This window comes from Pseudorhodoplanes sp. (genome assembly GCF_035565795.1).
Taxonomy (GTDB): domain Bacteria; phylum Pseudomonadota; class Alphaproteobacteria; order Rhizobiales; family Xanthobacteraceae; genus Pseudorhodoplanes.
The window spans coordinates 20,833-32,651 of record NZ_DATMRV010000167.1 but is presented as its reverse complement, the minus strand read 5'-3'; the positions used below and the strand labels follow the sequence as shown (position 1 = coordinate 32,651).

12 protein-coding genes are annotated in these 11,819 nt (G+C 64.3%); 10 read left to right on the top strand and 2 right to left on the bottom strand.

What is annotated here, in order from left to right; genetic code table 11:
- A partial coding sequence (locus VNZ93_RS15175; RefSeq protein WP_325706645.1) for a low affinity iron permease family protein occupies nucleotides 1-307 on the top strand: 307 nt, incomplete at its 5' end.
- 120 nt (nucleotides 308-427) lie between these two features.
- The gene (locus VNZ93_RS15170) at nucleotides 428-691 is read left to right on the top strand and encodes a glycine zipper domain-containing protein (protein ID WP_325706642.1); all 264 of its coding nucleotides are present in this window, start codon (nucleotides 428-430) and stop codon (nucleotides 689-691) included.
- A 49-nt stretch (nucleotides 692-740) separates the two neighbouring features.
- Here VNZ93_RS15170 and mutM read toward each other — a convergent pair whose 3' ends face one another.
- Together mutM and VNZ93_RS15160 are read right to left on the bottom strand one after the other, a co-directional pair.
- On the bottom strand, nucleotides 741-1,622 hold the full coding sequence (gene mutM / locus VNZ93_RS15165) for a bifunctional DNA-formamidopyrimidine glycosylase/DNA-(apurinic or apyrimidinic site) lyase (RefSeq protein WP_325706639.1): 882 nt from the start codon (nucleotides 1,620-1,622) through the stop codon (nucleotides 741-743).
- 6 nt (nucleotides 1,623-1,628) lie between these two features.
- The gene (locus tag VNZ93_RS15160; RefSeq protein ID WP_325706636.1) at nucleotides 1,629-2,009 is read right to left on the bottom strand and encodes a glyoxalase superfamily protein; all 381 of its coding nucleotides are present in this window, start codon (nucleotides 2,007-2,009) and stop codon (nucleotides 1,629-1,631) included.
- A 103-nt stretch (nucleotides 2,010-2,112) separates the two neighbouring features.
- On the opposite strand from VNZ93_RS15160, the gene ubiE reads away from it, so the two are divergent.
- The 8 genes from ubiE to VNZ93_RS15120 all read left to right on the top strand — a co-directional run bounded on the left by ubiE (nucleotide 2,113) and on the right by VNZ93_RS15120 (nucleotide 11,767).
- Nucleotides 2,113-2,877, top strand: coding sequence for a bifunctional demethylmenaquinone methyltransferase/2-methoxy-6-polyprenyl-1,4-benzoquinol methylase UbiE (gene ubiE, locus VNZ93_RS15155; RefSeq protein WP_325706633.1), 765 nt, complete (start codon nucleotides 2,113-2,115; stop codon nucleotides 2,875-2,877).
- 28 nt (nucleotides 2,878-2,905) lie between these two features.
- Nucleotides 2,906-4,477 carry a 2-polyprenylphenol 6-hydroxylase gene (gene ubiB / locus VNZ93_RS15150; protein WP_325706630.1) on the top strand — a complete coding sequence of 524 codons (1,572 nt, stop codon included), beginning with the start codon at nucleotides 2,906-2,908 and terminating at the stop codon, nucleotides 4,475-4,477.
- A gap of 97 nt (nucleotides 4,478-4,574) precedes the next feature.
- Nucleotides 4,575-5,789 carry a bifunctional phosphopantothenoylcysteine decarboxylase/phosphopantothenate--cysteine ligase CoaBC gene (coaBC, locus tag VNZ93_RS15145; protein WP_325706627.1) on the top strand — a complete coding sequence of 405 codons (1,215 nt, stop codon included), beginning with the start codon at nucleotides 4,575-4,577 and terminating at the stop codon, nucleotides 5,787-5,789.
- Nucleotides 5,790-5,794: 5 nt separating this feature from the next.
- Complete coding sequence (dut, locus tag VNZ93_RS15140) at nucleotides 5,795-6,253, top strand: dUTP diphosphatase (RefSeq protein ID WP_325706651.1); 459 nt, start codon at nucleotides 5,795-5,797, stop codon at nucleotides 6,251-6,253.
- An 89-nt stretch (nucleotides 6,254-6,342) separates the two neighbouring features.
- Nucleotides 6,343-6,744 (top strand): Rrf2 family transcriptional regulator, encoded by a 402-nt coding sequence (locus VNZ93_RS15135; protein ID WP_325706624.1) that lies wholly within the window; start codon nucleotides 6,343-6,345, stop codon nucleotides 6,742-6,744.
- 177 nt (nucleotides 6,745-6,921) lie between these two features.
- Nucleotides 6,922-9,426, top strand: a complete 2,505-nt coding sequence (locus tag VNZ93_RS15130) for an ATP-binding protein (RefSeq protein ID WP_325706622.1) — start codon at nucleotides 6,922-6,924, stop codon at nucleotides 9,424-9,426.
- A gap of 10 nt (nucleotides 9,427-9,436) precedes the next feature.
- A complete protein-coding gene (tsaE, locus tag VNZ93_RS15125) occupies nucleotides 9,437-10,966 on the top strand; it encodes a tRNA (adenosine(37)-N6)-threonylcarbamoyltransferase complex ATPase subunit type 1 TsaE (RefSeq protein ID WP_325706619.1) in 1,530 nt (509 codons plus the stop codon).
- 75 nt (nucleotides 10,967-11,041) lie between these two features.
- Nucleotides 11,042-11,767 carry a nucleotidyltransferase family protein gene (locus VNZ93_RS15120; protein ID WP_325706614.1) on the top strand — a complete coding sequence of 242 codons (726 nt, stop codon included), beginning with the start codon at nucleotides 11,042-11,044 and terminating at the stop codon, nucleotides 11,765-11,767.
- Nucleotides 11,768-11,819 lie beyond the last annotated feature (52 nt).

Sequence of the window (11,819 nt, the reverse complement as noted above, 5' to 3'; positions counted from 1 at the left end):
GGCTCTCAGCGGCCCGCTTTTCGGATTCAGCGACACGTGGCAACTGGTGATCAACACATCGACCACCATCATTACGTTCCTGATGGTCTTCCTCATTCAGAATACCCAGAACCGCGATACCGCGGCGATCCAGGTCAAGCTCGCCGAACTCATCCTCAGACTGGAGGGTGCGGACAACAAGCTCGCAACGGCGGAAGATCTGTCCGATCACGAGCTCGAGCAGTTGCACAAGGACTACAAGCGCCGTGCAGAGGACACGCTGGCCTCACTTGATCGTCGGCGAGGAGACAGTCGTGGGGCAGCGTAACAACATTGGTACCTCCCCACCCCGCATATCGGACTCAATAGTGTAAGTTCGCCACTCAGGGGGCTGGCTGGGACGCTTTAGCGCCGCTTGTTTTATCGGCGTGCTTTGGGGGAGTTCCAAATGCGTACAATGGTCATTCTGGCGAGCATGGCGCTCGTCCTGAGCGGCTGTCAGACCTATCACCAGCAACGTGCCGCATCCGGGGCATTGGTCGGCGGCGCAACCGGTGCCGTGATCGGCGGTATCGCGGGCGGCACGGTCGGTTCAGCGGTAGCGGGTGGCGCGATCGGCGCGGCATCAGGAGCCATTATCGGCGCTGCGACAACGCCGCGGTACTGCCATGCGCAGACCGCATCCGGCCGATGGGTCCGTGTCCGCTGCTGATGTCATCGCGGTAGATGGACCAATCGAACAGGGGCCGACAGCCCCTGTTTCATTTCTGACAGACGGGGCACCAGAAGGTCGAGCGACCGCTCTGCACGATGCGCCGCACGATTCCCGTGCATCCTCGCGTCGGGCAGGCCTCGCCCTCCCGGCCATAGACCCGGAATGAATGCTGGAAATATCCGAGTTCGCCATCGGTCTGGCGATGATCGCGCAGCGATGATCCGCCGGCCTTGATGGCATCGTTCAGCACCGTGCGGATGGCGTCGACCAGCGCAATCGCCCGTTCGTTCGGCGCGCCCTTGCGATCGGCAATCGTCGAGGCTTTGCGCTTGGGCGAAAGATGCGAGCGATGCAACGCCTCGCAGACGTAGATGTTGCCAAGCCCCGCCACCACGCGCTGATCCAGCAATGCGGCCTTGAGACTGGTCTGCTTTCTCTCACAGGCCGACGCCAGCATCGCGGCATCGAACGCGTTGCCGAGCGGTTCCGGGCCAAGCGCGCGCAACAGCGGCTCCTCATCCAGCCTGTCGCGCGAGACAAGCTTCATGCAGCCGAAGCGGCGCGGATCGTTGAACGTCGCCACGCCACCATTCGACATGTGGAAGACGATGTGGTCGTGCGCCGCCGCCTTCGATCGCTCGTGGTGAAAATTTCCCGGCGCATTCTCGTCGTCGGCCTTCGCCACCCGGAACGAACCGGACATCCCGAGATGCATCAACAGCACCTCGCCCGACGACAGATCGGCAAGGATGTATTTCGCGCGCCTGCCGAGCCCTGTGACGGTCTGCCCCTCCAGCCGCTGAACGAAATCCCTGGGCAGAGGCCAGCGCAGGTCGCCGCGGCGCGCCTCGACCTTATCGAAGCGGGCGCCTTCCATCACCGGCGCGAGCCCACGGCGGACTGTTTCGACTTCGGGAAGTTCGGGCATCGCGCGTCAGTCTTTCTTCCCGGCGATCTCGCCGAACCGGATCCGGTTGCCGAACGGGTCGGTCACAGTCATCTCCGCGTCGGTCCAGTCCGGGCTCTCGACGCCCGGGCGCAGGTTGCGATAGCCCTTGGCGCTGATTTCGGAATGAAATTCCCGCACCCCGCGCATGCGCACATAAGCGGTCGAACCCGGGCACGCATCCCCGTGATGCTCGCTCAGGTGCAGCACAACCGGCCCGCGCGACACCTGCATGTAGATTGGCATGTCCGGCTCGAAGCAATGCTCCCAGTCGACGGTGAAGCCGAGAAAGTCGAGGTAAAATTCGCGCGCCTTCTCCTCGGAGAAGATACGGAAGACCGGGATGGCCGGGTTGAAAGAGATGGTCAAGGGCGCGGTCCGGGAGGTCTCGTTAACGAGGGCAGAGCCGTTATGTAGCGCGGCCCGGCGGGCTGGGCTATCGTCCGGCCGCGCGCATCCCAGACTGGTGAAAATGACTGAAAATTCCGCAAAAGAGGCCGATTTCGGATTCCGCCGCGTCCCGCTGGACGAGAAGCAGGGCATGGTGGACGAGGTTTTCCACTCGGTGGCGCGCCGCTATGACCTGATGAACGACCTGATGTCGGGTGGATTGCACCGGGCGTGGAAGAGCGCGCTCGTCACGGCCGTCAATCCACCGAAGGGCGATCGCGATTTCCGGCTGCTCGACGTCGCCGGCGGCACCGGCGATATCGCCTTCCGCGTGGTCGAAGCCGGCGGCGCAGGTACCTACGCCACGATCCTCGACATCAATGCCGAGATGCTGGCGGTCGGACGCGAGCGAGCCGAAAAACGCGGGCTCGACTATGCCGTGACCTTTGTCGAGGGCAACGCGGAAGCGCTTCCCCTGCCCGACCGCTCCTACGACGCCTATACGATCGCGTTCGGTATTCGTAACGTCCCGCGCATCGAGGCGGCCTTGCGCGAAGCCTATCGCGTGCTGCGACCGGGCGGACACTTCCTGTGCCTGGAATTCTCGTCGGTGGATGTGCCGGCACTCGAAACGATCTACGACTTCTATTCCTTCAACGTGATTCCCGCTCTCGGTCGCGCAGTCGCGGGCGATGCGGAGTCCTACCGCTATCTCGTGGAATCGATCCGCAAGTTTCCAAAGCCGCAGGCCTTCGCTGCGATGATCAGCGACGCAGGCTTCGCGCGTGTCTCGTATACGCCGATGACGGGCGGTGTCGTCGCGCTTCATTCCGGCTGGCGGCTGTGACACGGGCCGGCGACACAAATCTTCACACATGATTTCCGCCATCACCAACTCGCTGCGGCTGACGCGCGCCGGATACATCCTCGCGCGCGAGGGCGTTTTCCGTCAGGTCGACGCTGCATTGCTGCCGGTGCCGGCGCGAATCGCCCTGCGCGCCGCCAAGCTGATCGAACGGCCGAGCAAGAACAGCCAGGCCGGACGGCTTGCGACCGCGCTCACGCGGCTCGGCCCGACCTATGTGAAGCTCGGCCAATTCCTCGCCACGCGGCCGGACGTGGTCGGCGTCGCGACCGCGCGCGATCTCGAGAGCCTGCAGGATCGCATGCCGGCTTTCCCGCATGCCGAAGCGGTCGCGATCATCGAGCAGGCCTTCGGCCAGCCGATCGACAGGACATTCGCAACCTTCGGTCCATCGGTTGCGGCAGCCTCGATCGCACAGGTGCATCGCGCCGAAGTCGAAACTCCGGCCGGCCGGCGTCAGGTCGCCGTGAAAGTGCTGCGGCCCGGCATCGCGCGGCGCTTCGATATCGACCAGCAAGCGTTCGCCTTTGCTGCGCGCACTGCCGAGGAGTTTTCCGCTGAGGCGCGCAGACTTCGCCTCATCGAGACAGTGGCGACGCTGCGCCGCTCGGTGGCACTAGAAATGGATCTGCGGCTGGAGGCAGCCGCTTTGTCCGAGATGGCGGAGAATACGAAGGACGATCCCGGCTTCCGTGTCCCGGCGATCGACTGGGACCGGACCACCAAGGACGTCCTGACGCTGGAATGGATCGACGGCACACATCTGTCGAACCATGCCGCTCTCGAAGCAAAAGGCTTCGATCTCAGGGAACTCGCACGCATCGTGATCCAGAGCTTCCTGCGTCACGCGCTGCGCGACGGCTTCTTTCACGCCGACATGCATCCGGGCAATCTGTTCATCGACAATGAAGGACGGCTGGTCGCGGTCGATTTCGGCATCATGGGTCGTCTGGGACCGAAGGAGCGGCGCTTCCTCGCCGAAATCCTGTACGGGTTCATCACGCGCAATTACCGCCGGACCGCCGAAGTGCATTTCGAGGCGGGGTACGTCCCCTCGCATCATTCGGTGGAGGATTTCGCGCAGGCCATCCGCGCCATCGGCGAGCCGATCCACAATCGGGCGGCCGACGAAATCTCGATGGCGAAGTTGCTCACCCTCCTGTTCGAGGTGACGGGTCTGTTCGATATGCGGACCCGCCCCGAGCTGCTGCTGCTACAGAAGACCATGGTGGTGATCGAAGGCGTTGCGCGCTCTCTCGATCCGAAGCTCGACATGTGGTCGACCGCGGAACCCGTCGTGCGCGAATGGATCGAACGCAACCTCGGACCAGTTGGCCGCATCGAAGGCGCGGCCGAAGGTGCGATGGAACTGGGCCGCTTTGTCGGACAGGTGCCGGGGCTGCTGTCGCGTGGCGCCGCGGTCCTGGAACAGCTCGACGCGGCGACCCGCAACGGTCTGGTGCTGGCGCCGGAAACGGTTGCCGAGATCGGCCGGGCGGAAGCCAGGCGCAGCCGTGCCTCCGCCATAGCGCTCTGGGTGATGGCGGCGCTGCTCGCCTATATTGTGTATCTGATCAGGTGAGTGTCGCGGCCGTTAACCATAAGACGGAGCGGCGCAGCGTGATTTCGGCATTCGGCGCCGAGCTGTGTTAACGATTGCGACAAAGTCGACATCGCTCATGACCGGCAAACGCATTCTTCTCGTGATCGGCGGCGGGATCGCCGCCTACAAGTCGCTTGACCTGATCCGGCGCTTGCGCGAGCGCGGTGCGGCGGTCCGCTGCATTCTCACGAAGGCCGGCCAGGAATTCATCACGCCGCTGTCGGTCGGCGCGCTTTGCGGTGAGCGCGCTTTCACCAACCTGTTCGATCCGCAGAGCGAATTCGACGTTGGTCACATCCGCCTCGCGCGCGACACCGATCTCGTCATCGTCGCTCCTGCGACCGCCGATCTGATTGCAAAGATGGCGGGCGGCCACGCAGACGATCTGGCGTCCGCAGTGTTGCTCGCAACCGCAAAGCCGATCCTGATCGCGCCCGCGATGAACCCCATGATGTGGCAGAAAGCGGCGACGCGGCGCAACGTCGCACAACTGGTGGCTGACGGTGTGACATTGATCGGCCCGAACGTAGGCGAGATGGCCGAGAGCGGCGAGGCCGGCCTCGGCCGCATGGCAGAGCCGCTGGAAATCGTCGACGCAGCCTTGCGGGTGCTTGCAGGAGCCGCGGGCAAGCCGCTCGCCGGCAAGCGCATCCTCATCACGTCCGGCCCGACCCACGAACCGATCGATCCGATCCGCTACATCGCGAACCGTTCATCCGGAAAGCAGGGCCATGCCATCGCCGCCGCTGCGGCCGAAGCGGGCGCAGACGTGATCCTCGTTTCGGGTCCGGTGAACATTCCCGATCCCGGCGGCGTCACACCGGTGCATGTCAATACGGCTCGCGAGATGCTGGAGGCGGTGAGCAAAGCCCTGCCCGCCGACGCCGCGATCTTCGCCGCGGCTGTCGCCGACTGGGGCATCGCGTCGCCGAACGCACAGAAGATCAAGAAGACGAAAACGGGAGCGCCCTCGTTTGCGCTGAGCGAAAATCCCGACATCCTCGCGACCGTGGCAAAGCTCAAGACCGGCAGGCCCAGGCTGGTCGTCGGATTCGCGGCCGAAACCGAAACCGTGATCGATCACGCCAAGACCAAGCTGAAGAACAAGGGCTGCGACTGGATCGTCGCCAATGACGTCTCTCCTCAGACTGGCGTCATGGGCGGCGACCGCAACACCGTGCATCTCGTGACCGCAGAGGGCGTGGAATCCTGGCCCCTGCAGTCCAAGACCGATGTGGCCCGCCACCTGATCGACCGCATCGCCACCGCGTTGAACGGATCCAGCCAGTGACGACAATGGAATTGCAGGTCGTGCGGCTTCCGCACGGCGAAGGTTTGCCGTTGCCGGCCTATCAAAGCGCCTCGGCGGCGGGCCTCGACCTTGTGGCGGCTGTACCCGAGGGGCAGCCCATGACCATCGCACCGGGCGGCTACGCCATGGTGCCAACCGGACTGGCGATCGCCCTGCCGCCCGGCACCGAGGGGCAGGTGCGGCCACGTTCCGGCCTTGCGGCAAAGCACGGTGTCACGGTGCTCAACTCCCCTGGGACCATCGACTCCGATTATCGCGGCGAGGTCAGCGTCATTCTCATCAATCACGGCAGCCAGGACTTCGTCATCGATCGCGGGATGCGGATCGCACAACTTGTCGTCGCACCAGTGAGCGCAATATGTGTGCGGGCGGTAGAGAAACTGTCCGAAACTGCGCGCGGAGCGGGTGGCTTCGGTTCTACGGGCACAAAAATTGTCGAATAACGATTCGAAAGGGGTAGACACGGTCACGCAATTAATTACCGTTATACTACATACATACAGATTTAGTGAGTGAATTGGAAATGCCGTTGATGTCCAGAAAAGGCATCTTGGCCATCGCAGCGGTCATTGACGTCGCACTGAACTCGCAATCGCGGCCGGTTTCGGCCAAGGCGCTGGCATCCCGGCATGGGCTTCCGCCACGCCACCTTGAACCGGTGCTGCAGGCACTGGTGCACGAGGGCATTTTGCGCGGTGTGCGTGGTCCGCGCGGAGGTTACGAGCTGGGTCGCGATACGGACAATATTACCGCGAACGAAATATTGCGGGCGGCCGGCAGGGCCGACGATGACGACGCATCTCAAAGCGAGGGCTCAGGCCTTGTGGGCAATGTGGTGCTCCCCGCGCTCGCACAGGCGGAGAAAGCATTCTCGTCGGCACTCGCGAACATTCAACTCAATGAGCTGGTGAAGCGGGCAGAAAAGACCGTCTGATCATCGGTCAATGCCCCGTTCACGGTCTGGACTCTTAACGCGCGACTCCCCTTGGGGGTAAAGTCATATGATTCGGTCCGCAGCCGCGGTCCGCTCGTTAGCGTCCATGACAATACAGGCTTGCTCCGGATATCCGTCGGGCGGCGAACCGGTATTGGGGGCAATGGGTATGCGGGAATGAATCGGTCGACCGGCGGCGTCCGCAGCGCCGATCCGCTGCTGTGCGGATGGTTTTTTGCGCTCGCCGTTCTGTGGCCGAATTCTGCAGGGGCCGTCACTCCGATCCGCGACGGGACTGCCGTCAATCTCTACCTCAGCGCTTTCGCAAGCCTCGAGCGCCAGGAACTCGCCGCGATGGCGCTGATCCTCGGTGTCGTGCTGTTTGCAGTCGTGACATCGATCATGCTGGTGCGCACGCGCCAGCGTGCAGCCGCATTCGAAGCGGAGGCGCGGCGCGAGATCAACGCACTGACCGGCGAAGTGGATCGCGTCAACGCACTCCTTCAGTCGGAGCCACAGATTGTCGTGGCCTGGGCTGCGGGCAGCGACGAACCGGACATCACGGGCGATGTCACGATCGTCACGCAAGCCACCATGCCGCAGCGCGTGCTAGCCTTCGGATCGTGGCTGGCGGCCGATCAGGCCCAGTTGATCGAGGCATCGGTCGAAAAGCTGCGCGCGAATGGCGAAGCCTTCGCAATGACGCTGACGACGCTCGGCGGCACCGCGATTGAAGCTGAAGGCCGGGCCATCGGCGGGCGCGCGGTGATGCGAGTGCGCGACGTCAGCGGCGTCAAAGGTGAGTTGATCGCGCTCGCGGCACGCCATGACCGCCTGGTCGGCGACATGATGGCGTTGCGCACGCTGATCGACGCGCTGCCGTTCCCTGTCTGGGCGCGCGATCAGGAAGGGCGACTCGATTTCGTGAACGCCGCCTATGCCAGCGCGGTTGAAGCGCGCGACCCCACGGAAGCCGTCGAGCGGAACCTCGAATTGCTCGACAAGTCCGCACGCGATGACGCCGCGCGCATGCGCGAAGGCGGCAAGGCCTATCGCGGCCGGGTCCCAGCTGTGATCGCCGGGGCAAGGCGCATGTTCGATGTCGTCGAGGTGCCGACACGCGCCGGCAGCGCCGCGGTCGGCGTTGATGCGACGGAGGCCGAGAACGCCCGGGCGGACATGGCGCGCATGAGCGACGCACATCGCCGCACGCTTGATCAGCTTGCGACCGGCGTCGCGATCTTCGGCGCCGACCATACGCTGCGCTTCCATAACGAGGCCTATCGCGCATTGTGGGAGCTCGACGCCTCCTATCTCGACCAAAGCCCGACCGATTCCGCGATCCTCGACAGGCTGCGCGCCGGCCGCAAGCTGCCGGAGCAGCAGGATTTCCGCACCTGGAAGAACCAGTTGCACGAAGCCTATCGCAGCCTCGAATCGCGCGAAGACCTCTGGCACCTGCCGACCGGCCGCACGCTTCGCGTGGTGACGACGCCGAATCCCGAAGGCGGCGTCACCTATCTGTTCGACGATGTCACCGAACGCCTCGACCTAGAGCGCCGGTACGATGCCCTGATCCGCGTTCAGGGGGAAACCCTCGACAATCTCGCCGAAGCGGTTGCGGTATTCGCCAGCGACGGCCGCCTGCGCCTGCACAATCCGGCCTTCCAGCAATTGTGGAAGCTGCCGGAAGAAGCGCTTGCCGAACGTCCGCATATCGAGGCGGTGATCGCCTGGTGCGCTCCACTGCAGCCGGACGATCCGACGCTACGCGCGCTGCGCACGGCAGTAACATCCATCGGTCAGCGCGACCCGGTGAAAGGCAGGCTCGAGCGGCGCGACGGCAGCGTGGTCGATATCGCAACACTCCCGCTGCCGGACGGCGCGACGCTCGTCACCTTCCAGGACGTGACCGACACTGTGAATGTCGAACGCGCGCTGCGTGAACGAAACGAAGCGCTCGAAACGGCCGATCAGATCAAGATCGATTTCCTGCATCACGTGTCTTACGAGCTGCGGTCCCCGCTCACCAACATCATCGGCTTCGCGCATTTCCTCGGCGATCCCGCAACCGGTCCGCTCACCGAACGTCAGTCTGAGTATCTCGGCTACATCACGGTTTCGACCAATGCGCTGCTCGCGCTGATCAACGACATTCTCGATCTTGCGACCATCGATGCCGGCGCAATGACGCTGAATTTGGGGTCGGTCGATATCAGGAAGACGATGGAAGCCGCCGCCGAAGGCGTTCGCGACCGTCTCGTCAAGGATCACATCGCGCTGGATATCGAAGCGGACCCGGCCGATATCGGCCTGTTCTCCGCCGACGAGCGCAGAGTTCGGCAGGTGCTCTACAATCTTCTGTCCAACGCGGTCGGCTTCTCGCCGAAACATGGGAGGATCCGCCTGCGCGCCGAGCGCCACGTCGGATCGATTGCCTTTTCGGTGACAGACCAGGGGCCCGGAATCCCGCCGGACTTGACGGATCGCGTTTTCGAACGCTTCGAAAGCAACTCGCTCGGCTCGCAGCACCGCGGCGCCGGGCTTGGCCTTGCGATCGTCCGGTCCTTCGTGGAACTGCATGGCGGCTCGGTGGACATCCAGTCGAAGGTCGGGCAAGGAACGACGGTGACCTGCACCTTCCCGACCCAGCCCCCCTCGCAACAGACCGTTGCCGCCTGACCCTTCCGCCATGACGGTTCGTGTATCGCGTTTCACCGTCCCGCTCGAAAACGAACAGGCGACGCAGCGCTTCGCTGTCGAGATCGCGAATGCGCTGGAGCCGGGCGATCTGGTCACGCTGTCCGGCGATCTCGGCGCCGGTAAAACTGCATTCGCCCGCGCGCTGATCCGGCATATGGCCGGCGATCCGAACCTTGCGGTGCCGAGCCCGACTTTCACGCTGATGCAGGTCTACGAGCTGCCGCGTCTCACGCTCGCGCATGCCGATCTCTATCGGCTGTCCAGCGTGGACGAACTGACCGAACTCGGACTCGACGAGATCGCCGCGACCGGCGTCGTCCTGATGGAGTGGCCGGATCGCGCCGGCGACCGCCTGCCCGCCGACCGCCTCGACATCGCCCTCTCCCTTTCGGCAGCACGCGGCGACCAGTATCGCGATGCCGAGGTCACCGGCTACGGGCGCCTGGCGCAGCGTGTCGCGCGCATCGAGGCACTGCGAACATTCCTGCGTGAGAGCGGTTACGCACTCGCCGAGCGGCAACGCATGCAGGGCGACGCCTCGACCCGCCTCTATGAGCGCATCACCCGCGACGGCAAGCCGGCGATACTGATGAATGCGCCGCGGCGGCCGGATGGTCCTCCGGTGCGCGACGGCAAGCCGTATAGCACGATCGCGCACCTCGCCGAAGACGTGCGTCCGTTCGTCGCCATGGCCGATGGTTTGCGCGCACTCGGCTTTTCTGCGCCGGAGATCTACGCTGCCGATCTGGACCACGGTTTCCTTCTGCTTGAAGATTTCGGCGCCGAACCATTTGTGGCCGGTACGCCGCCGGCTCCGATCGCAGCACGTTATGGCGAAGCAGCCGAACTCCTCGCTGCGCTTCACACACGACAGGTCGAGGCTATCCTCCCGCTTCCCGACGGTACTCGCTACGCGATCCCGAGCTACGACAAGAACGCATTCCTGATCGAAGCGGAGTTGCTGCTCGACTGGTACATTCCGCATCGCGGCCTCGCAGTGGATGACGGCGAGCGCGAAGCATTTCGCCAGTTATGGCTGTCGGCGCTCAAGCCGGCGCTCGACGGGCAACAGACCTGGGTGTTGCGCGACTTCCATTCGCCGAACCTGATCTGGCTGCCGGACCGCGCCGGAATCGGCCGCGTCGGGCTTCTCGATTTTCAGGACGCCGTGATCGGGCCGACCGGTTACGATGTCGCCTCGCTCCTTCAGGACGCACGGGTGGACGTCCCCGAGCAGCTGGAGCGCGAACTGTTCGCACGCTACGTCGCGTCCCGTGGCAGGACCGATGCCAGCTTCGACCCGGACGAATTCGCGGCCATCTATTCGGTCATGGCCGCGCAGCGGGCTACCAAAATTCTCGGGATTTTCGCGCGACTCGATCGGCGGGACGGCAAGCCGCAATATCTCCGTCACATGCCCCGCGTATGGCGCTACCTGCAACGCGCCCTCGCCCACACGGCGCTCGCAGGGCTCTCCGCCTGGTACAAAGACAATGTGCCCGCTTTCAATGGGCTGTGATAGATCAGCCGCCGCCCGCTCTTGGACGGCCACCGCCGCGGTGAGACATTACGGGGCAAGGGGAAATCGATTCGCATGACGCAAAGTGTTCCGCAGACGGCAATGGTGCTTGCGGCCGGATTCGGGGAGCGCATGCGTCCGCTGACCAACACGAGGCCGAAGCCTCTGGTGGAGGTGTCCGGGCGCGCATTGCTGGACCACGTTCTGGACAAGCTGGCGGCGACCGGCGTCGCGACCGCGGTGGTCAACGTGCATTACCTCGCGGATCAGATCGAAAAACATGTCGCCGGCCGCAAGTCGCCGCACATTGTGCTTTCGGACGAGCGCGACAAATTGCTCGACACCGGCGGCGGCGTGGTGCGGGCCTTGCCGCTTCTGGGCAACGAACCCTTCTTCCTGATCAATTCGGACAGCATCTGGCTGGACGGAACGCGGGGCAATCTGCAACGGCTTGCGGCGGAGTTCGATCCCGCACGCATGGACGTGCTGCTGCTGCTCGCGCCGTCAGCGACGAGCATCGGCTATTCCGGGCGCGGCGATTTCGCGATGGCGCCGGACGGGCGTCTGCGGCCGCGCGCGGAACGTGAGGTCGTGCCCTTCGTCTATGCCGGCGCTGCGATTTTCTCGCCGACGCTGTTCGAGGGAGCGCCGGAGGGGCCGTTCTCGCTGAACCGCCTGTTCGTCAAGGCGGCTGAAGCCGAACGCCTCTATGGGCTGCGCCTCGACGGCGTCTGGATGCATGTCGGCACGCCAGACGCGATCGCGCTGGCGGAAAACGCCATCCTGCAAAGCGCGGCATAGCGCCGGGCGGCGCTGGCCACAGGGTGTGTCATGACCGGGCTTGACCCGGCCA

What these genes read in the sequence shown, in the direction of transcription:
- tsaE (WP_325706619.1), top strand. Translation starts at nt 9,437, where the DNA reads ATGACGGTTCGTGTATCGCGTTTCACCGTCCCGCTCGAAAACGAACAG.
- VNZ93_RS15170 (WP_325706642.1), top strand. Translation starts at nt 428, where the DNA reads ATGCGTACAATGGTCATTCTGGCGAGCATGGCGCTCGTCCTGAGCGGC.
- ubiE (WP_325706633.1), top strand. Translation starts at nt 2,113, where the DNA reads ATGACTGAAAATTCCGCAAAAGAGGCCGATTTCGGATTCCGCCGCGTC.
- VNZ93_RS15120 (WP_325706614.1), top strand. Translation starts at nt 11,042, where the DNA reads ATGACGCAAAGTGTTCCGCAGACGGCAATGGTGCTTGCGGCCGGATTC.
- VNZ93_RS15130 (WP_325706622.1), top strand. Translation starts at nt 6,922, where the DNA reads ATGAATCGGTCGACCGGCGGCGTCCGCAGCGCCGATCCGCTGCTGTGC.
- VNZ93_RS15135 (WP_325706624.1), top strand. Translation starts at nt 6,343, where the DNA reads ATGTCCAGAAAAGGCATCTTGGCCATCGCAGCGGTCATTGACGTCGCA.
- dut (WP_325706651.1), top strand. Translation starts at nt 5,795, where the DNA reads ATGGAATTGCAGGTCGTGCGGCTTCCGCACGGCGAAGGTTTGCCGTTG.
- mutM (WP_325706639.1), bottom strand. Translation starts at nt 1,622, where the DNA reads ATGCCCGAACTTCCCGAAGTCGAAACAGTCCGCCGTGGGCTCGCGCCG.
- ubiB (WP_325706630.1), top strand. Translation starts at nt 2,906, where the DNA reads ATGATTTCCGCCATCACCAACTCGCTGCGGCTGACGCGCGCCGGATAC.
- coaBC (WP_325706627.1), top strand. Translation starts at nt 4,575, where the DNA reads ATGACCGGCAAACGCATTCTTCTCGTGATCGGCGGCGGGATCGCCGCC.